At 69.9% G+C, this 18,546-nt stretch carries 18 protein-coding genes and 1 pseudogene; 8 read left to right on the forward strand and 11 right to left on the reverse strand.

Annotated features, from left to right (window positions below; all coding sequences use genetic code 11):
- Window positions 1-66 precede the first annotated feature (66 nt).
- Window positions 67-1,569: a glycosyltransferase family 87 protein gene (locus OG338_RS14625; protein ID WP_405937752.1), complete on the forward strand. Its 1,503-nt coding sequence runs from the start codon at window positions 67-69 to the stop codon at window positions 1,567-1,569.
- A 22-nt stretch (window positions 1,570-1,591) separates the two neighbouring features.
- Here OG338_RS14625 and OG338_RS14630 read toward each other — a convergent pair whose 3' ends face one another.
- The 3 genes from OG338_RS14630 to OG338_RS14640 form a co-directional block, all read right to left on the reverse strand.
- Window positions 1,592-2,623: an alanine racemase gene (locus tag OG338_RS14630; RefSeq protein ID WP_018101875.1), complete on the reverse strand. Its 1,032-nt coding sequence runs from the start codon at window positions 2,621-2,623 to the stop codon at window positions 1,592-1,594.
- Between the two features lie 106 nt (window positions 2,624-2,729).
- On the reverse strand, window positions 2,730-3,848 hold the full coding sequence (locus tag OG338_RS14635) for a lipid II:glycine glycyltransferase FemX (protein ID WP_383293375.1): 1,119 nt from the start codon (window positions 3,846-3,848) through the stop codon (window positions 2,730-2,732).
- A gap of 162 nt (window positions 3,849-4,010) precedes the next feature.
- Window positions 4,011-4,325: a hypothetical protein gene (locus OG338_RS14640; protein ID WP_405937753.1), complete on the reverse strand. Its 315-nt coding sequence runs from the start codon at window positions 4,323-4,325 to the stop codon at window positions 4,011-4,013.
- A 276-nt stretch (window positions 4,326-4,601) separates the two neighbouring features.
- On the opposite strand from OG338_RS14640, the gene rpsF reads away from it, so the two are divergent.
- From rpsF to rplI, 4 genes are all read left to right on the forward strand, one after another.
- Window positions 4,602-4,892: a 30S ribosomal protein S6 gene (gene rpsF / locus OG338_RS14645; protein WP_405937754.1), complete on the forward strand. Its 291-nt coding sequence runs from the start codon at window positions 4,602-4,604 to the stop codon at window positions 4,890-4,892.
- Window positions 4,893-4,964: 72 nt separating this feature from the next.
- Window positions 4,965-5,561 (forward strand): single-stranded DNA-binding protein, encoded by a 597-nt coding sequence (locus tag OG338_RS14650; protein WP_018522065.1) that lies wholly within the window; start codon window positions 4,965-4,967, stop codon window positions 5,559-5,561.
- A 43-nt stretch (window positions 5,562-5,604) separates the two neighbouring features.
- Window positions 5,605-5,841 (forward strand): 30S ribosomal protein S18, encoded by a 237-nt coding sequence (rpsR, locus tag OG338_RS14655; protein WP_003967857.1) that lies wholly within the window; start codon window positions 5,605-5,607, stop codon window positions 5,839-5,841.
- An 18-nt stretch (window positions 5,842-5,859) separates the two neighbouring features.
- On the forward strand, window positions 5,860-6,306 hold the full coding sequence (gene rplI, locus OG338_RS14660; RefSeq protein WP_363204197.1) for a 50S ribosomal protein L9: 447 nt from the start codon (window positions 5,860-5,862) through the stop codon (window positions 6,304-6,306).
- A gap of 87 nt (window positions 6,307-6,393) precedes the next feature.
- Here rplI and OG338_RS14665 read toward each other — a convergent pair whose 3' ends face one another.
- A complete protein-coding gene (locus OG338_RS14665; protein WP_405937755.1) occupies window positions 6,394-7,731 on the reverse strand; it encodes an MATE family efflux transporter in 1,338 nt (445 codons plus the stop codon).
- A gap of 477 nt (window positions 7,732-8,208) precedes the next feature.
- On the opposite strand from OG338_RS14665, the gene dnaB reads away from it, so the two are divergent.
- Together dnaB and OG338_RS14675 are read left to right on the forward strand one after the other, a co-directional pair.
- Window positions 8,209-9,669: a replicative DNA helicase gene (dnaB, locus tag OG338_RS14670; protein WP_405940426.1), complete on the forward strand. Its 1,461-nt coding sequence runs from the start codon at window positions 8,209-8,211 to the stop codon at window positions 9,667-9,669.
- Between the two features lie 59 nt (window positions 9,670-9,728).
- Entirely contained in the window at window positions 9,729-11,111 is a 1,383-nt protein-coding gene (locus tag OG338_RS14675) for a serine hydrolase domain-containing protein (RefSeq protein WP_405937756.1), read from the forward strand.
- Window positions 11,112-11,173: 62 nt separating this feature from the next.
- On the opposite strand, the gene OG338_RS14680 is transcribed toward OG338_RS14675, so the two are convergent.
- From OG338_RS14680 to OG338_RS14690, 3 genes are read right to left on the reverse strand one after another with little or no spacing between them, the layout of a single operon-like run.
- A complete protein-coding gene (locus OG338_RS14680) occupies window positions 11,174-12,337 on the reverse strand; it encodes a winged helix DNA-binding domain-containing protein (protein ID WP_405937757.1) in 1,164 nt (387 codons plus the stop codon).
- Between the two features lie 29 nt (window positions 12,338-12,366).
- A complete protein-coding gene (locus tag OG338_RS14685; protein ID WP_405937758.1) occupies window positions 12,367-12,819 on the reverse strand; it encodes a GNAT family N-acetyltransferase in 453 nt (150 codons plus the stop codon).
- Between the two features lie 10 nt (window positions 12,820-12,829).
- Window positions 12,830-13,309, reverse strand: a complete 480-nt coding sequence (locus OG338_RS14690; protein ID WP_405937759.1) for a MarR family winged helix-turn-helix transcriptional regulator — start codon at window positions 13,307-13,309, stop codon at window positions 12,830-12,832.
- A gap of 135 nt (window positions 13,310-13,444) precedes the next feature.
- Between OG338_RS14690 and OG338_RS14695 the strand changes: the two genes are divergently transcribed.
- Complete coding sequence (locus OG338_RS14695) at window positions 13,445-14,656, forward strand: MFS transporter (RefSeq protein WP_405937760.1); 1,212 nt, start codon at window positions 13,445-13,447, stop codon at window positions 14,654-14,656.
- Window positions 14,657-14,665: 9 nt separating this feature from the next.
- On the opposite strand, the gene OG338_RS14700 is transcribed toward OG338_RS14695, so the two are convergent.
- The 4 genes and pseudogenes from OG338_RS14700 to OG338_RS14715 all read right to left on the reverse strand — a co-directional run bounded on the left by OG338_RS14700 (window position 14,666) and on the right by OG338_RS14715 (window position 18,504).
- Complete coding sequence (locus OG338_RS14700) at window positions 14,666-15,550, reverse strand: GNAT family N-acetyltransferase (protein WP_405937761.1); 885 nt, start codon at window positions 15,548-15,550, stop codon at window positions 14,666-14,668.
- Window positions 15,551-15,720: 170 nt separating this feature from the next.
- Window positions 15,721-16,200, reverse strand: coding sequence for an NUDIX domain-containing protein (locus OG338_RS14705; RefSeq protein ID WP_073966680.1), 480 nt, complete (start codon window positions 16,198-16,200; stop codon window positions 15,721-15,723).
- A gap of 63 nt (window positions 16,201-16,263) precedes the next feature.
- A pseudogene (locus OG338_RS14710) lies at window positions 16,264-17,162 on the reverse strand (LysR family transcriptional regulator).
- Between the two features lie 211 nt (window positions 17,163-17,373).
- A complete protein-coding gene (locus OG338_RS14715; RefSeq protein ID WP_405937762.1) occupies window positions 17,374-18,504 on the reverse strand; it encodes a cystathionine gamma-lyase in 1,131 nt (376 codons plus the stop codon).
- Window positions 18,505-18,546 lie beyond the last annotated feature (42 nt).

An 18,546-nucleotide genomic window follows, 5' to 3' on the forward strand; every position in this document is an offset into this window, starting at 1 on the left:
GGGCCGCGGCACCCCGGTGCCGCGGCCCTCATCCTTCCCACAGCGCCGTACGGCAGGATGTGCGGCATGCCAAGCGCAGAGGACACGAGCGTGCACCAGGAACGGCCCGTCGTACGGCCCACGCACCGGGACGAGGTCGCGGCGGCCGGGAGCGAGCTGATCGGCGGGAGGTCGGGCCGCTGGTCGCGGCTCGGCAGCGCCGCACTCGCCCCGGTGGGGGCGGTCGCCCTGGTGGCCATCGGGATGTTCGCGCTCGGCATGGTGCAGAAGCTGCCCTGCTACAACTGGGCCTGGTTCAGGGGAGCCGGCTCCCAGTACACGCACGCGTGCTACTCGGACATCCCGCACCTGTACTCGGGGCGCGGCTTCGCCGACGGACTGGTGCCGTACTTCGACCGGCTGCCCGGGGACATGCAGTTCCTGGAGTACCCCGTCCTCACCGGGGTGTTCATGCAGGTTGCGGCGTGGCTGACACCGGGCGGCTCCATCCAGGAGCAGGAGCAGGCGTACTGGCTGGTGAACGCGGGGATGCTGATGATCTGCACCGCCGTGATCGCCGTCTGCGTCGCCCGCACGCACCGGCGGCGCCCCTGGGACGGCCTGCTGGTGGCGCTCGCACCCGCCTTCGCGCTCACCGCCACGATCAACTGGGACCTGCTGGCCGTGGCCCTCACGGCCGGGGCGATGCTCATGTGGTCCCGGAGCCGCCCGCTGGCTTTCGGCATCCTGATCGGCCTGGCGACGGCCGCGAAGCTTTACCCCGTCCTGCTGCTGGGGCCCGCGTTCGTCCTGTGCTGGCGGGCGGGGAAGTGGCGGGAGTTCGGGGCGGCGGCGCTGGGAGCCGCGGGCTCCTGGCTGGTGGTCAATCTGCCCGTCATGGTCTTCGCACCCGAGGGGTGGAAGAAGTTCTACACCTTCAGCGAGGAACGCGGCATCGACTTCGGGTCGTTCTGGCTGGTCATCACGCAGCGCACCGGTGAGTCCATCGACGTCGGCACGGTCAACACCGTCTCCACGGTGGCCACCATCGCGCTGTGCGCCGCGATCGGCGTCCTGACCCTGACGGCACCGCGCAGGCCGCGCTTCGCGCAGCTCGCGTTCCTCGTCGTCGCGGTGTTCATCCTCGTCAACAAGGTCTACTCACCGCAGTACGTCCTGTGGCTGATCCCCCTCGCCGCGCTGGCCAGGCCCCGCTGGCGGGACTTCCTGATCTGGCAGACGTGCGAGGTCCTGTACTTCCTCGGGATCTGGCTGTACCTCGCCTACACGACGAGCGGCGACAAGCACCAGGGGCTGCCGACGGAGGGCTACCAGCTGGCGATCGTGCTGCATCTGCTGGGCACGCTGTACCTGTGCGCCGTCGTCGTACGGGACATCGTGCTGCCGGAACGCGACGGGGTGCGGCGCGACGGCTCGGACGATCCGTCGGGCGGGGTGCTCGACGGGGCCGAGGACGTGTTCGTACTGTCCCACCTGGTCACGCCCGGTGCCGCACGCCGGGAGGCGCTGCCCGCGGCGCCCGGGCCGCGGGTGGAGTGGGGTACCGCCGGCGCGCCCGCCGCCGACTGAACGGGGCGGGCGGCGCGCGGACTCAGCGCTCGACGATGCGGTCGTACTGCGTGGTCGTGTGGCGCAGATGGGCCACCAGCTCGTCGCCCACCCGGGGCTCCTCGGCGTCCGAGGGCACGAACAGGATCGACACCTGCATGTGCGGCGGCTCGGCGAACCAGCGCTGCTTGCCCGCCCAGACGAACGGGGACAGATTGCGGTTCACGGTGGCCAGGCCGGCCCGGGCGACACCCTTGGCGCGCGGCATCACACCGTGCAGCGCCTTCGGGGCCTCCAGGCCCACACCGTGCGAGGTGCCGCCGGCGACGACGACCAGCCAGCCGTCGGACGCGGCCTTCTGCTGCCGGTAGCCGAACCGGTCGCCCTTGACGACGCGGGTGACGTCGAGCACGGCGCCCCGGTACTCCGTCGCCTCGTGGTCCCCGAGCCAGAGCCGGGTGCCGATGCGGGCGCGGAACCGGGTCTGCGGGAACTGCTGCTGGAGCCGGGCGAGCTCGTCGGCGCGCAGGTGGCTGACGAACATCGTGTGCAGCGGAAGCCGGGCCGCCCGCAGCCGGTCCATCCACGCGATGACCTCCTCGACCGCGTCCGACCCGTCCGTACGGTCCAGCGGCAGGTGGAGGGCGAAGCCTTCCAGCCGTACGTCCTCGATGGCCGCGTGCAGCTGCCCGAGCTCCTCCTCCTTGACGCCGTGGCGCTTCATGGAGCTCATGCACTCGATGACGACCCGGGCGCCCACCAGGGCGTGCACCCCGTCCACGGAGGACACCGACCGTACGACGCGGTCGGGCAGCGGCACCGGTTCCTCACCGCGCCGGAACGGTGTGAGGACCAGCAGATCGCCGCTGAACCAGTCCTTGATGCGGGCCGCCTCGTAGGTGGTGCCGACCGCGAGGATGTCGGACCCGAAGCGGATCGCCTCGTCGGCCAGCCGCTCGTGACCGAAGCCGTAGCCGTTGCCCTTGCAGACCGGCACGATGCCCGGGAACTGGTCGATAACGGATTTCTGGTGCGCCCGCCAGCGCGCGGTGTCGACGTACAGGGAGAGCGCCATGGCCGGTCCGGAACCCTTCTGGTGGCTGCGGTGGATCAGGGAGGAGAAGCGTGTTCAGGCCCCATTGAAACCAATGGAGCCGGTTTCGTCAGCTGTGGGGCTCGGATCAGCGGCGTGACATGTAGATGTCGAGCGCCTTGTGCAGCAGCTTGTTCAGCGGGAAGTCCCACTCGCCGAGGTATTCCGCGGCCTGGCCGCCGGTGCCGACCTTGAACTGGATCAGGCCGAAGAGGTGGTCGGTCTCGTCCAGCGAGTCGGAGATGCCGCGCAGGTCGTAGACCGTGGCGCCCATGGCGTACGCGTCGCGCAGCATCCGCCACTGCATCGCGTTCGAGGGGCGGACCTCGCGCTTGTGGTTGGCCGAGGCGCCGTACGAGTACCAGACGTGCCCGCCGACGATCAGCATGGTCGCCGCCGCGACGTTCTCGCCCTCGTGACGGGCGAAGTAGAGCCGCATCCGGTTGGGGTCCTCGCTGTTGAGGGCCGTCCACATGCGCTGGAAGTAGCCGAGCGGGCGCGGGCGGAAGCGGTCGCGCTCCGCCGTGATCTCGTACAGCCGCTGCCACTCGGAGAGCTCCGCGTAGCTGCCCTGGACGACCTCGACGCCGGCCTTCTCGGCCTTCTTGATGTTGCGCCGCCAGAGCTGGTTGAAGCCCTTGTGGACATCCTCCAGCGAGCGGTTCGCCAGCGGCACCTGGAAGACGTAACGGGGCTGTACGTCACCGAAGCCGGCGCCGCCGTCCTCGCCCTGCTGCCAGCCCATCTTCCGCAGCCGGTCGGCGACCTCGAAGGCGCGCGGCTCGATGTGGGTGGCCTCGACATCGCGCAGGCGCTTTACGTCCGGGTCCTGGATGCCGGCCTTGATGGCCGCGGCGTCCCAGCGGCGGATGATCACCGGCGGGCCCATCTTCACCGAGAAGGCACCCTGCTGCTTGAGGTGCGCCAGCATCGGCTGGAGCCAGTCGCTGAGGTTGGGGGCGTACCAGTTGATGACCGGGCCCTCGGGCAGATACGCCAGGTAGCGCTTGATCTTGGGGAGCTGCCGGTAGAGCACCAGGCCGGCGCCGACGAGCTGACCGGTCTTGTCGAACCAGCCCAGGCTTTCGGAGCGCCACTCGGCCTTCACGTCCGCCCAGGCCGGGACCTGCATGTGGCTGGCCGCGGGCAGACTCTGGATGTAGGCCAGATGCTGCTCTCGGCTGATGGTCCTCAGGGTCAGGCTCATGCGGGGCGCTCCTCGGCAGGTGTGTCCCCATCGGTCAGGGGCTCCGGCTCTCGCGCCGAAGCCTACTGTGGCCGTGAAGCGAGCGGTCTGGCCCCGTATGCCTGTACGCGTGCGGGGGCGGCCCCGTCCGGTGACGGAGCCGCCCGGGCCGGACCCGGGAGCTCAGCCGATCACGCCGCCGAACAGTCCGCCGTGGGCCATGCCGAGGAAGAACCCGAGGGCGGACGCACCCATGCCGATGATCAGTGGGAACCTTTCGCGCGTGGTGACGGAGATGTACTGGCCGTACGCCCCCGTGAGGATCCCGATGAGGCCCGCCCATGAGCTGAGCAGGTGCAGGTTGTGGAACATCGCCGAGATGAAGGCGAGGGCGCCCAGGACGAGCGTGACCGCCACGAGCGCGTCCTGAAGCGGATGGGGCCTGCCGTCCGTGGCGAAGAGGGAGACGGAGGGGCGGGTCCGCGTTACGTGTGCCATGGAGTACCTCCTGGCCGACATGCGGCGCTTCGTGGCGCCGCTCACACCCGATGTGTACAGATTGCGTCCCCTGACCACTGGATTTCAACCGGAAGGCGGTCTGCGGGTACTCTGGTCGGTCTGCACCGGTGTCTGCCCAGGCCAGCACGGACCGCCCCTCTTACCGAGGGCGCTGTCAGTGGGGGCTGTTTTACTCGGGCACCGTTGCTCAACGCATCACGACCCTCCTGCCACGGAACGACCGTGGCCGCTGAGTCCAAAGGAGGTGGGTTCCACATGCGTCACTACGAGGTGATGGTCATCCTCGACCCCGATCTCGAGGAGCGAGCAGTCTCCCCGCTGATCGAGAACTTCCTCTCCGTCGTCCGTGAGGGCGAAGGAAAGGTTGAGAAGGTCGACACCTGGGGCCGTCGTCGTCTCTCTTACGAGATCAAGAAGAAGCCCGAGGGCATCTACTCGGTCATCGACCTCCAGGCCGAGCCTGCGGTCGTCAAGGAGCTCGACCGCCAGATGAACCTGAACGAGTCGGTCCTCCGGACCAAGGTCCTCCGTCCCGAGATTCACTGAGCTTCCAGCTCAGAGGTCATCGGGTCCGAGTAGCAGCAAGCAGCCAAGAAATCCCCGCCGAGAGGTTCACCCATGGCAGGCGAGACCGTCATCACGGTCGTCGGCAATCTCGTCGACGACCCCGAGCTGCGCTTCACCCCGTCCGGTGCGGCGGTCGCGAAGTTCCGTGTCGCGTCCACTCCCCGCATCTTCGACCGGCAGACCAATGAGTGGAAGGACGGCGAAGGGCTGTTCCTCACCTGCTCGGTCTGGCGGCAGGCGGCGGAGAACGTCGCCGAGTCGCTCACGCGAGGCATGCGCGTTGTCGTGCAGGGCCGGCTGAAGCAGCGGTCGTACGAAGACCGCGAGGGCGTCAAGCGCACGGTCTACGAGCTGGATGTCGAGGAAGTCGGCCCCAGCCTCAAGAACGCCACGGCCAAGGTCACCAAGACCACCGGTCGCGGTGGTCAGGGCGGCCAGGGTGGATACGGCGGCGGCCAGCAGGGCGGCGGTAACTGGGGCGGCGGTCCCGGTGGTGGCCAGCAGGGTGGTGGCGGTGCTCCCGCCGACGACCCGTGGGCCACGAGCGCGCCTGCCGGCGGCCAGGGCGGGGGCCAGCAGGGCGGAGGCGGCTGGGGCGGAAGCTCCGGCGGTTCCGGCGGCGGCTACTCGGACGAGCCCCCCTTCTAGGGAAGCTCGTACCCCCACTTCTTGATCACACAGGAGAAACACCATGGCGAAGCCGCCTGTGCGCAAGCCTAAGAAGAAGGTCTGCGCGTTCTGCAAGGACAAGACCCAGTACGTGGACTACAAGGACACGAACATGCTGCGGAAGTTCATTTCCGACCGCGGCAAGATCCGTGCCCGCCGCGTCACCGGCAACTGCACGCAGCACCAGCGTGACGTCGCCACGGCAGTCAAGAACAGCCGTGAGATGGCGCTGCTGCCCTACACGTCCACCGCGCGATAAGGGAAGGGTGACCGAAACATGAAGATCATCCTCACCCACGAGGTCACTGGCCTCGGTGCTGCGGGCGACGTCGTGGACGTCAAGGACGGGTACGCCCGTAACTACCTGGTTCCGCGTGGCTTCGCCATCCGCTGGACCAAGGGTGGCGAGAAGGACGTGGCGCAGATCCGCCGCGCCCGCAAGATCCACGAGATCGCGACGATCGAGCAGGCCAACGAGATCAAGGCCAAGCTTGAGGCCGTCAAGGTCCGTCTGGCCGTTCGCTCCGGCGACGCCGGCCGGCTCTTCGGCTCCGTCACCCCGGCCGACATCGCCTCGGCGATCAAGGCCGCCGGTGGTCCGGACGTCGACAAGCGTCGCGTTGAGCTCGGTTCGCCGATCAAGACGCTCGGCGGGCACCAGGTGTCCGTCCGTCTGCACCCCGAGGTCGCTGCGAAGCTCGGCGTCGAGGTCATTGCCGCCTGATTGGGCCGCACCTCAGCAGAACAAGTGAAGGGCCGCACCCTCCGGGGTGCGGCCCTTCGCCGTTTCACGTGAAACATGCCGGGTCGGTCAGCGGGTCGCGCCGGTGACCAGCCACTTCCCGGAGCGGGTACGGAGCCAGAGCGTCGCCATCCGCACGAGCATCATCAGCGCCATCGCGCACCACAGGGCGCCGAGCCCGCCGCCCAGGGCGGGGACCAGGAGCGCCGCAGGGGCGAAGACGACCAGTGTCACGAGCATGGCCCAGGCCAGGTACGGCCCGTCGCCGGCGCCCATCAGCACGCCGTCCAGGACGAAGACGACACCGGCGATCGGCTGGGTGGCCGCCACCACCAGAAGGGCGGGCAGCAGGGCATCCTGGACCGCCGTGTCGCTGGTGAACAGGGGAACGAACAGTGGGCGGGCCATGATGATCAGTACGCCCAGGACCACGCCGGACGCGATGCCCCACTCCACCATCCGGCGGCATGCCTCGCGTGCGCCCTGCGCATCGTCCGCGCCCAGGTAGCGCCCGATGATGGCCTGCCCGGCGATGGCGATGGCGTCGAGGGCGAAGGCCATCAGGCTCCACAGGGAGAGGACGATCTGGTGGGCCGCGATATCGGTGTCACCGAGCCGGGCGGCGACCGCCGTGGCGATGAGCAGGACGGCCCGCAGCGACAGCGTCCGGACCAGGAGGGGCGCGCCCGCCTGGGCGCAGGCCCTGATGCCCGCGGCGTCGGGGCGCAGGGAAGCGCCGTGGCGCCGGGCGCCCCGCACGACGACGACCAGATACGCGGCCGCCATAGCGAGCTGGGCGATGACGGTGCCCCAGGCCGAGCCGGCGATGCCCAGACCGGCGCCGTAGACGAGGCCGGCATTGAGGGCCGCGTTGGCGGCGAAGCCTCCGATGGCGACGTAGAGCGGGGTGCGGGTGTCCTGGAGGCCCCGGAGTACGCCGGTCGCGGCCATTACGACCAGCATCGCGGGGATACCGAGGCTGGAGACCCGGAGATAGGTGATGGCGTGGGGCGCCGCTGTGGAGGAGGCGCCGAACACATCGGTGAGCCAGGGGGCGAGGGGGAGCGTCAGGGCGATGACGGCGACGCCGAGCAGGAGCGCCAGCCAGATGCCGTCCATGCCCTGGCGGATCGCGGAGGCCAGATCGCCGGCGCCCACCCGGCGGGCGACCGCTGCCGTGGTGGCGTACGCGAGGAAGACGAAGATGCTCACCGCGGTCGTCAGCAGGGCGGCGGCGACCGCCAGTCCGGCCAGCTGGGGGGTGCCGAGATGGCCGACGATGGCACTGTCGACCATCACGAAAAGCGGCTCGGCCACGAGCGCGCCGAAGGCGGGGACGGCGAGCGCGACGATCTCGCGGTCGTGCCGTCGGCGGCGGGAAGGCGGGGTCCCCGGTGGCTGGATCATGGCAGCCAATCTAATCTTCCACAGGTAAGAGATGCAATCAGCTAGGAGTCCTTACATTTGCTTGCCTGTGGGCAACTCTTGTGCTGGACACATGACGATCTCGGCCCGACCGTCCAACTTTTTCTCCCCCACAGCCGGTGGATGGGAAAGCGGCAGGTCAAGGCGGTATTTGCAGGTGGTCTATGAGTTTGTCCACAGTGCTGTCCCCCGGTCCGTGCACAGGTTCCGGGGGGTTCTCCACAGCATCTGCCCGCCCATCCACAGGCCCTGTGGATAACCAGATTGGCTGACGGTGCCGAGCCGCCTACCGTAGTCCGGCGCCCCCACCCTGTTTCGGCTCTGCGTCCCCGCAGAACTCGACACACCGGAACCGGAGTCGGGGGTCTTGTTTGTCGGTGCCGTGCCGTAAGAAAGAGAAGCACGGCTAGGTCCGCGGAGCGGACGGGAGGAGGTGGCCGGGTGAGCATTCCCGAACCCTTGGACGACCCATGGGCGGACACCGGCCCCAGTGACCGGCTGCCCGTATCCCGTCAGCGCCGGGGTGAGGACCGGGACCGGGGCGACCGTCATGACCGCGGCCGTGAGTCCACCGACTGGGAGGGCGGTTCCGCCGGCTTCGAGCGGGTGCCGCCCCAGGACCTGGACGCGGAGCAGTCCGTGCTCGGTGGCATGCTCCTGTCCAAGGACGCCATCGCGGACGTCGTGGAGATCATCAAGGGCCACGACTTCTACCGCCCCGCGCACGAGACCGTCTATCAGGCGATCCTCGACCTCTACGCCAAGGGTGAGCCCGCCGACCCGATCACCGTGGCCGCCGAGCTGGTCAAGCGCGGCGAGATCACCAAGGTGGGCGGGGCGCCCTATCTGCACACCCTGGTCCAGTCGGTGCCGACGGCGGCCAACGCCTCGTACTACGCGGAGATCGTCCACGAACGCGCGGTCCTGCGGCGGCTCGTGGAAGCCGGTACGAAGATCACACAGATGGGATACGCGGCCGACGGCGATGTCGACGACATCGTGAACTCGGCCCAGGCGGAGATCTACGCCGTCACCGAGCAGCGGACCAGTGAGGACTACCTGCCGCTCGGCGACATCATGGAAGGCGCCCTGGACGAGATCGAGGCGATCGGCTCGCGCAGCGGCGAAATGACGGGCGTGCCCACCGGGTTCACCGACCTCGACGCCCTGACCAACGGGCTGCACCCGGGCCAGATGGTCGTCATCGCGGCCCGTCCCGCCATGGGTAAGTCGACCCTCGCCCTGGACTTCGCCCGTGCCTGCTCGATCAAGAGCAACATGCCCAGCGTGATCTTCTCCCTGGAAATGGGGCGGAACGAGATCGCGATGCGCCTGCTGTCCGCCGAAGCGCGCGTGGCTCTGCACCACATGCGTTCCGGCACGATGACCGACGAGGACTGGACGCGGCTGGCCCGTCGCATGCCGGACGTCTCCGCGGCCCCGCTCTACATCGACGACTCCCCCAACCTCTCCATGATGGAGATCCGGGCGAAGTGCCGTCGCCTCAAGCAGCGCAACGACCTCAAGCTGGTGGTGATCGACTACCTCCAGCTGATGCAGTCCGGTGGTTCGAAGCGCGCCGAGAGCCGTCAGCAGGAGGTATCCGACATGTCGCGAAACCTCAAGCTCCTGGCCAAGGAACTCCAGCTGCCGGTCATCGCGCTCTCCCAGCTGAACCGTGGCCCCGAGCAGCGCACGGACAAGAAGCCGATGGTCTCCGACCTCCGTGAGTCCGGCTCCATCGAGCAGGACGCCGACATGGTGATCCTGCTGCACCGCGAGGACGCGTACGAGAAGGAGTCGCCGCGCGCCGGCGAGGCGGACCTGATCGTGGCCAAGCACCGAAACGGCCCCACGGCGACGATCACTGTCGCCTTCCAGGGCCACTACTCCCGCTTCGTGGACATGGCACAGACCTGACCGGCACCGGACCGGGAAATGGAGTCGCCATCCGCCGGTGCGGACGGTAGTTGTTGATGATGACCTCTCCAGCTGAACAGTTGCTTCCCAACACCCGGCGGGCCTTGCTGCACCGCGTCGCCACGGCTCAGGCCGAAGGGCGTACCCCCTCTCTCGTCGCCGCCGTGCAACGGCAGGGGCAGGTGGTCTGGGAGGGCGCGCGCAGCTGTGTCGACGGGCATGCCCCGGATTCCGACACGCAGTTCAGGATCGGGTCCCTCACCAAGACCTTCACCGCCGTGCTGGTGATGCGGCTGCGTGACGAAGGGCTGCTCGGTCTGGCGGATCCGCTGGAGAAGCACCTGCCCGGCACCGGTGCGGGGGACGTGACCATTCATCAGCTGCTTGGCCACAGCGCGGGGCTCGGAGCCGAGACGACCGCGCCCTGGTGGGAGCGGACACCCGGCAGCCTGCGCCCCACGCTCGCGGACGTGCTCGATGAGCAGGTCGCGATGTACCCGCCCGGCAGTCGGCACCACTACTCCAACCCGGGCTACACGCTGCTCGGTTCGCTGGTCGAGGCCGTGCGCGGGGCCTCCTGGGAAGAGGTGCTGCGCCGCGAGGTGCTGGAACCCCTCGGTATGCACCGGACCAGTGCGCTTCCACAGGCTCCGCACGCCGGCGGCTGGGCGGTGCACCCCTGGGCGGACGTCCTGCTTCCTGAACCGGCGGAGGACCTGGGCCTCATGGCACCCGCCGGACAGCTCTGGTCCACGACCGCGGATTTGCTCCGCTTCGCGGCCTTCCTCGCCGAGGGCGACGACCGGGTGCTCGCCGCGGCTTCCGTGGCGGAGATGAAGCAGCCGTCGGCCGCTCCCGCGCCCGGTGAGTGGGTCGATCACTACGGGCTGGGGCTGCAACTGGTCCGGCGCAAGGACCGCACCTTCATCGGGCACACGGGCTCGCTTCCCGGATTCCTGGCTGCCCTCTGGGTCAGCACCGAGGACGACGTGACGGCCGTGGTGCTCGTCAACGCGACGTCCGGGGTCGCGATCGGCGAGGTGGCCGCCGACCTCGTGGACATCGTCGCCGAGGCCGAGCCCCGCATCCCTGAGCCATGGCGCCCGCTGCCCGAGGTGGACGCGGAACTGCTCGCCCTGACCGGGCCGTGGTACTGGGCCACGCGCCCCAACATCCTGACGCTGACCGCCGATCGCGGGCTGGAACTGCGGCCGGTGAACGGCCAGGGCCGGGGTGCCCGCTTCACTGCCCGCCCCGACGGCACCTGGGTGGGCCTGGACGGTTACTACGCGGGGGAGACGCTGCGGATCGTGCGGAACGCGGACGGCGGCGTGAGCCACCTCGATCTGGGCTCCTTCGTCTTCACGCGTGAGCCGTACGATCCCGCCGCAGCGGTGCCCGGCGGGGTGGACGAGGAGGGGTGGCGCGGTCTGGGGGACTGAGCGCAACCGACGTGCCCGGAACAGGTGTTGTCCGTTTCACGTGAAACGGACAACACCGCTGCTCAGGCCGTCAGCTCCCTTTCCAGCGGGGTCCGGAAGCGCGGGGTGATCCGGGCTTCCCCCACCCAGCCCGCCAGCCGAGCCGCCTCGGCCTCGATCGCTGCCGTGGCCTCCCGGCCCGGATCGGTCAGCAGCCGCCAGATGAGCTCACCGTCGCCCCGCTGCGCCCAGCCGCCGACGATCCGGCCGTCCCACCACACCGTGGGGCCGATATTGCCCGAGCGGTCGAAGAGGGCTGCCCGGTGCTCGGCCGGCAGATGGAAGCCGCGGTCCGCCCAGCCCATGCCGCTCGGGTCGAGCCCGGGCAGCAGGGCCGCCCAGGGCGCCTGGGCGGGCTCGGGCTCCGTGTCCCCGGGGGCGACCCAGGCCGGTGCCCCGTTGTCGAGCCGCACCTCCACGGCCCCGGCCGCCGCGAGAGCGGTACGGACCTCGCGGGCGCCCCAGCCGGTCCACCACTTCAGGTCGGCCTCGGTGCCCGGACCGTACGCCCGGAGCCAGCGCAGAGCCAGTTCCGCCTGGGCCGGAGCGGTCTCCTCCACCGGCCGGGGGCGGGCCAGGGCCCAGCGGAACTGGCTGGAGGTCCAGGAGCCCCGTGGCCGGTCCCTGCGGATTTGGCCCTCGGCGGCCAGTACCCGGATCACCCGGGTCGCGACGCCCTGGACCGTTTCCTGCTTCTTCCCGGGGAAGACGGTGATCTTTGCGCGGAGGGCGGGCACACCGGCGGCGAGCTCGCTGCCCGAGACCGGACCGCTGCCCTCCAGGAAGGCGAGGGCGCTCCTCTCGGTCTCGTCCAGCCAGCGTTCGTCCAGACCGTTGCCGTCCTCATGGAGATGCTTGAGCAGGTTGCGGCGCTCCTTGGCCGCCACAGCGCGTGCGTTTGCCGCCTCGACGTGCGGGGCCATCTCGTTCGACACGACGAAGAGGGTGTTGCGCATGGAGAGCATCCGCACCAGCGAAACGTCGTCGTAGAGACACCGTTCCACTGCGGCGGTGCCCGGCTCGGCGAGCCTGGCGCAGGCCGAGAGGAAGACGGTGGCCGCGTCGGTCGCGTGGAGTGCGACAAGGGCGTCGGCCACCGCGACGGGCGACGACGTGCGTCCCCCGGGGGTCAGCAGATGGCGGCGGACGATCCGGATACGGCGCTGTTCGTCACTGATGCGTTGCACGGCGGCTCCTCGGGAACGCGGCAGGCAGGTCAGAGGGCGAGCTTGAAGCCCACATGGCTGGCGACGAACCCCAGCCGTTCGTAGAAGCGATGCGCGTCGGTGCGGGACATGTCGGAGGTGAGCTGGACCAGCTGGCAGCCCTGCCGGCGTGATTCGTCCACCGCCCACTGGATCAGCCGGGTGCCGAGACCGCTTCCCCGCTCGTCCGCGTGAATGCGGACCCCCTCGATCACGGACCGGGTCGATCCGCGCCGGGACAGCCCCGGGATCACGGTCAGCTGTAGGGTCCCGACGACGCGCTCCTCGCGCACGGCGACCATCATGTGCTGATTCGGGTCGTCGGCCAGCCGCCGGAGCGCCGCTCGGTAGGGCGCGAGGTCGTCCGGCGACTCGCGCTGGGCGCCCAGCGGGTCGTCGGCGAGCAGGGCCACGATCTCGGCCAGATCGGCAGCGGTCGCGCGGCGTATCTCCAGATCGCTCATGATCCGCAGCCTACGCAGTCGGCAGACCTTGAGCGGGAACGGCCTTCAGTTCCTCGACGGCCCGGACGAGCGGGGCCAGTTCGGGATTCTCGGCGGCCTCGTCCAGTGCGGTGCGCAGAGCTCGGTCGTTGGTGGGACGGGCCTCGGAGAGCAGGGTGAGCCCGTCGGGGGTGACGTCGGTGTAGATGCCCCTGCGGTCGGTGTCGCAGAGATACCGGGTCAGCAGTCCGCGGTCTTCGAGGCGGGTGACCAGGCGCGTGGTGGCGCTCTGGCTCAGCCCGACGGCGTCCGCCACCTGCTTCATCTGTAGGTGTCCGCCCGGACCGCTGTGCTGGCGACTGAGCACGTCCAGCAGGGAGAACTCGCGCACGCTCAGCTCATGGCCGCTCTGCAGGGCCCGCTCGATGCGGGTCTCGATCCTGCCGTGGAGCAGGGACAGCGCGATCCAGCCCTGGGAGAGGGCGGTGAGGGCCGGGTCAATGGCGGTCATGGTCTCTCCTCCTGCCGGAGCTGTTACGTCCAGAGTAGCCGACGTCCGCAATAGCCCGCGTTTGCAATTAAAGAGCGTCTGCAACTATTGTCTACACATGTAAGGCGCAGTAGCAATCGTCTGGGAAGGGAACCCATGCCGCTCGCACTCCTCGCCCTGGCCATCGGGGCATTCGGTATCGGGACCACCGAGTTCGTGGTCATGGGGCTGCTTCCCGAGGTGGCCGCCGAGTTCCAGGTGTCCATCCCGGCCGCAGGCTTCCTGGCCACGGGCTATGCGCTCGGCGTCGTGCTCGGGGCGCCGTTGATGACCGCGCTCGGCACGAAGGTCAGCCGCAAGCGGATGCTGATGCTTCTCATGGGGCTGTTCATCGTCGGCAATGTGGTCACCGCGGCCGCCCCCGTCTTCGAGGTGATGGTCGTCGGCCGTGTGATCGCCTCGCTCGCCCACGGTGCCTTTTTCGGCATCGGAGCGGTCGTGGCGGCCGATCTGGTCGCCCCGCAGAAGAAGGCGGGCGCCATCGCCCTGATGTTCACCGGGCTCACCGTCGCCAATGTCGTAGGGGTGCCCGTGGGTACCTACATCGGGCAGCACGCCGGCTGGCGGGTCACGTTCTTCCTGGTCGCCGCGCTGGGCGTCCTCGGCCTGTTCGGCGTTGCCCGGCTCGTTCCCGAACAGCCCCGCGACGAGGGCGTCAGGCTGCGGCAGGAAGTCGCCGCCTTCCGCAATGTGCAGGTCCTGCTGGCCATGGCGATGACGGTCCTCGGATTCGGCGGCGTCTTCGCGGCGATCACCTACATCACGCCGATGATGACGGAGACCGCCGGGTACTCGGCCTCCGCCGTCACCTGGCTGCTGGTCCTCTTCGGTCTCGGCATGGTCGGCGGCAACCTGATCGGCGGCAGGTATGCCGACCGCCGCCCCGCGCTCATGCTCACCGTGTCGCTGGGCGGCCTCGTCCTGGTCCTGGCCCTGTTCACGCTGACCGCCCACAACAAGATCGCGGCCGCGATCACCCTCGTCCTGATCGGTGCCTTCGGCTTCGCGACCGTGCCTCCGCTTCAGAAGCGGGTGCTCGACCAAGCGGTGGACGCCCCGACGCTGGCCTCCGCGATGAACATCGGTGCCTTCAACCTAGGCAATGCGCTCGCGGCCTGGCTCGGCGGGATCGTCATCGGCGCCGGTCTCGGCTACACCGCCCCCAACTGGGTCGGCGCGGCACTCGCGGCATCGGCTCTGGTCCTTGCCCTCGCCTCCAGCGCGCTGGAGCGCCGTACGACCGCACCGAGCCGCCTTGTCGCCACCCGCACCCCGGAGCCGGCAGCGGTCCCCGAGCCCCGAAGCTGATTCCGGGGGTCAGCCCGTGGCCAGGCTGAAGGGCGCGAAGTACCGGGGCCAGTCCGCGTACTGCCGCCCGCCGAGTGTCATCACCGTGGTTTCCACGCTCGACCGCAGTCCACAGCGTCCGAGCCAGTCCAGCAGGTCCTCATGGCGGGCGTCGACATCCACGCGCAGCGGCCGGTCCGTCGCCTCGGCCAGCGAGGCCACGAGCAGCTGCGCCGTGGAGGTGTCCTTGGCGATCAGCGGCCCCACCGCATGGTTCGCCGCGCTCGGCGAGAGCGCGGCGAACCCGGTCAGCTCCCCGTCCTCCTCGGCGACCCGCAGGTGATCGGCGAACGTCGGGAGCCGGGTCAGCAGATGCGTACGATCGAGCCCGAAGACGACCGAGTCCAGCTCCACCATCGCCCGCAGATCGTGTGCGGAAGCAGACCGGATGGCAGTTCCCGAGCCACCGAGAGACCTCGTGCCGGTGGCCGGAGCCGGTGTGAAGGCCCCGCCCAGGCGGACGGTGCGTCCCACCGGGGTGAATCCGAGCGCTTCGTAGAGGGGGCGGCCCGCCGCTGTCGCATGGAGGCTGAGCGGGGTGTCCCCGGCAGCCTCGATCACCCGCTGCATCAGATACCGGCCGACTCCGCGCCGGGCATGGTGCCCGGCAACCAGCAGCATGCCGACGGCGGCCATCTCGGGGCCGTACGGAACCACCACGCAGGTCGCCATCAGGCCCTTGCTGTCGGGGTCATCGATGCCGTAGCCCGTGCCGGCGGCGAGCAGCAGCGTCCAGCGCTCCTCATCGCGCGGCCAGCCCCGGTCCTCGCTGAGGTCGGCGCAGACGACCAGGTCGTCCCGCGTGAGGCGCCGGATGGGGAGATCGGACAGCGGGTGGGGCAATGAGCTGGGCATACGGGCCAGGCTCTCCGACCGATGATCGCCCGTCCACCGCTTTACCGGAACTGGTCGGGTCCCGCAGCGAAATTTGAGCCCGGGCCCCGGCCGCGAACGGTTTCACGTGAAACATGAGCAGGTGCGCGAGCCGGCCTCGTGCGAGCCCGTCGGCACGGGCCGCCCGCGCGTCAGCCCAGGTCGGCGGCGTGCAAAGCCCGGACCCCCTCGATATTGCCGTCCAGATAGTGCCGCAACGACAGCGGTACGAGGTGCACCGCGGCGATGCCGACCCGACTGAAGGGCACGCGTACGACGTCGTACTCGCCGCAGGGGGCGTCGATCTCGGGGCCGTGGCGCAGGGACAGGTCCATGGAGTCGAGGCGGCAGACGAAGAAGTGCTGGACCTTGACGCCCTTCACTCCGCCCTCCTCGATGTGCTCCACGGTGTCGACGAAGCAGGGCACCACGTCGGTGATCTTGGCGCCCAGTTCCTCGTCCACCTCGCGGTGCAGGGCGTCGACAACGGTGGCGTCCTCGGGTTCGACGCCGCCACCCGGCGTGAGCCAGTACGGGTCCACCCCGGGCTTGGTGCGCTTGATGAGGATGAGGTCGTCACCGTCGAGCAGGATGGCGCGTGCGGTGCGCTTGACCACAGGACGTTCGGTCATGGCAGAAGCGTGGCCCATGGGACCGGTTCTGAAACACCGGGGCGCTGGCGGGCGCTCCTGCGGTCACCAGCCGGCCGCCGCCCGCACCAGCCATTCGTGCGCCCGGGCGAGATGTGGAAGGGCGAGCGTGCCGGTCCGCGCGGCCAGGAAGTACGTGCGCAGAGGCGGGACCGGAGGATCGAGAAGCGCCACCACCTCGCCGCGTTCCAGCGCGCCCTCGCACAGATAGCGCGGCAGCACGGCGAGCCCGGCGCCGGCGGCCGCGCACTCCAGGACGGCCCGCAGGTCCGGGGCGATGACGGCACCCGCGGCCGCGGGCGCACTGTCGAAGACGGTGGCCCAGTAGCGGGAGACGAGCGGCAGGCTCTCGTGCACCTCCACCACGGGCAGCTGTTCCAGGATCACGGGACCGTTGCGTCGCAGCGTGCCCGGGCCCAGCCGGCCGGCCCAGCGCGGGGCGGCGACCAGGACGTGCTCCTCGTCGCAGAGCGGGGTGGCGGTGAGCAGTTCCCCGCGCGGCCGGACCGTCACGACGGCCAGGTCGTGGTGGCCGGCTGCCAGGCCCTCCAGGGTCTCGTCCGTATCGGCGGAGAATGAACCGCGCAGCGCGAGGCCCTGGGTGATCAGCGGTGTGAGCGCGGGCAGGACGCGCAGGGCGAGGAATTCCGGTGGGCCCGCCAGATGCAGGGTCCGTACGCCCGACTCCTCATCGAGGTCGGTTTCGGCGATCTCGACCAGTGCGTCCAGGTGCGGGGCTGCTCGGTGCGCGAGTTCGTCGCCGATCGTCGTCGGGGTGACTCCCCGGGCCCTGCGCAGGAACAGCGGCCGGCCCAGCTGGCGTTCCAGGGTGCGTATCTGGGAGGTCACGGCGGGCTGCGAGAGGCCCAGCAGTGCGGCGGCACGGGTGAAAATGAGCCGGCTCGGTGGACGGTGACGAAGGTGCGCAGCAGGGCCAGATCCACGTCCGTCCCTCCCGCCCTCACGCAGTGACGCATCCGATGGGACCCGGACAACTATAAATATGTCGATAGGTCACTGCCGCTACTGTGATTGGACACTGACACAGGGTCAATTAGCCTTGTCGAGGCGGCTCTTCACGGGGTGAAACGCGAGGGGCCGGGGCGGTCCGAGCCACGAGGGGGGAGGCTCGGACCGCCCTGCCGTGCGACGGGATCAGCTCCCGGCGGTGGCCGCGGCCAGCGCCTGTTCGACATCGGCCACCAGGTCGGCGGTGTTCTCGGCGCCGACGGAGAAGCGGATGAAGCCTTCCGGTACGGCGTCTCCGCCCCAGCGGCCCCGCCGCTCGGCGGTGGAGCGTACGCCTCCGAAGCTGGTGGCGTCCTCGACCAGTCGCAGGGCCGCGAGGAAGCGTTCCGCGGTCCCCCGGTCGGCGAGCACGAACGACACCACGGAGCCGAAGCGCCGCATCTGGCGTACCGCGTTCGCGTACGAGGCGTCGGTGGGCAGGCCGGGGTAGCGCAGCCCGGACACGGCCTGGTGCTTGACGAGCACCTCGGCGAGCGCGAGGGCGCTGGCGGACTGCCGCTCGATCCGCAGCTCCAGCGTGGCCAGCGACCGGTGCGCGAGCCATGCCTCCATCGGGCCGGGGATCGCGCCGGCGATCTTGCGCCAGCGCCGCACTCCTGCTGCGAGCTGGGGGTCGCGGCAGGTCACATGGCCGAGCAGTAGATCGCCGTGGCCCGTCATGCCCTTGGTGTCACTGGCCACGGAGAAGTCGGCACCCAGCTCCAGCGGGCGCTGGCCGAGCGGGGTGGCGAGGGTGTTGTCGACGGCGACCAGCGTGCCGCCGGCGTGCGCGGCCTCGACCAGCCGACGCACGTCGCAGACGTCGAGGCCCGGGTTGGAGGGCGTCTCCAGCCACAGGAGCTTGGCGCCCTCCAGGACGGCGAGCTGTGCGTCGCCGCCGGTCGGCGCGGTCCGCACCTCGACTCCGTACGCCTTCAGCTGCTCGCGCAGCAGGGGAAGCGCCTGATAGCCGTCATCGGGGAGGACGACGACATCGCCGGTGCGCGCCTGGGAGAGGACGACGGCCGAGATTGCCGCCATTCCGGAGGCGAAGACGGTGGTCTCCACGTCCTCGCCCGGTGCTTCGAGCTCCCCGATGGCCTGTTCCAGCCGGGTCCAGGTCGGATTGCCGTCCCGGCCGTAGGTGTAGGGGCCGGTCGGCTCGCCGGACAGGTGGTAGTGCGCGGCGAAGACCGGTCCGGGGAGGGTGGGCTCGTACTGCTGCGGTTCCGGCAGTCCCGCGCGTACCGCACGCGTTCCGTCGCCCTGGGTGCTCATGGTTCGTCCTCGCTTCTCTCCCCGGCCGGTCACCGGTCCTGG

Source organism: Streptomyces sp. NBC_00726 (assembly GCF_045161735.1).
Lineage (GTDB): Bacteria > Actinomycetota > Actinomycetes > Streptomycetales > Streptomycetaceae > Streptomyces.

Coding starts and splice junctions, on each gene's coding strand:
- OG338_RS14695 (WP_405937760.1), top strand. CDS start 13,445: ATGCCGCTCGCACTCCTCGCCCTGGCCATCGGGGCATTCGGTATCGGG.
- rplI (WP_363204197.1), top strand. CDS start 5,860: ATGAAGATCATCCTCACCCACGAGGTCACTGGCCTCGGTGCTGCGGGC.
- OG338_RS14640 (WP_405937753.1), bottom strand. CDS start 4,325: ATGGCACACGTAACGCGGACCCGCCCCTCCGTCTCCCTCTTCGCCACG.
- OG338_RS14690 (WP_405937759.1), bottom strand. CDS start 13,309: ATGACCGCCATTGACCCGGCCCTCACCGCCCTCTCCCAGGGCTGGATC.
- OG338_RS14650 (WP_018522065.1), top strand. CDS start 4,965: ATGGCAGGCGAGACCGTCATCACGGTCGTCGGCAATCTCGTCGACGAC.
- OG338_RS14635 (WP_383293375.1), bottom strand. CDS start 3,848: ATGAGCCTGACCCTGAGGACCATCAGCCGAGAGCAGCATCTGGCCTAC.
- OG338_RS14625 (WP_405937752.1), top strand. CDS start 67: ATGCCAAGCGCAGAGGACACGAGCGTGCACCAGGAACGGCCCGTCGTA.
- OG338_RS14685 (WP_405937758.1), bottom strand. CDS start 12,819: ATGAGCGATCTGGAGATACGCCGCGCGACCGCTGCCGATCTGGCCGAG.
- OG338_RS14675 (WP_405937756.1), top strand. CDS start 9,729: ATGACCTCTCCAGCTGAACAGTTGCTTCCCAACACCCGGCGGGCCTTG.
- OG338_RS14665 (WP_405937755.1), bottom strand. CDS start 7,731: ATGATCCAGCCACCGGGGACCCCGCCTTCCCGCCGCCGACGGCACGAC.
- OG338_RS14715 (WP_405937762.1), bottom strand. CDS start 18,504: ATGAGCACCCAGGGCGACGGAACGCGTGCGGTACGCGCGGGACTGCCG.
- rpsF (WP_405937754.1), top strand. CDS start 4,602: ATGCGTCACTACGAGGTGATGGTCATCCTCGACCCCGATCTCGAGGAG.
- rpsR (WP_003967857.1), top strand. CDS start 5,605: ATGGCGAAGCCGCCTGTGCGCAAGCCTAAGAAGAAGGTCTGCGCGTTC.
- OG338_RS14700 (WP_405937761.1), bottom strand. CDS start 15,550: ATGCCCAGCTCATTGCCCCACCCGCTGTCCGATCTCCCCATCCGGCGC.
- OG338_RS14630 (WP_018101875.1), bottom strand. CDS start 2,623: ATGGCGCTCTCCCTGTACGTCGACACCGCGCGCTGGCGGGCGCACCAG.
- OG338_RS14705 (WP_073966680.1), bottom strand. CDS start 16,200: ATGACCGAACGTCCTGTGGTCAAGCGCACCGCACGCGCCATCCTGCTC.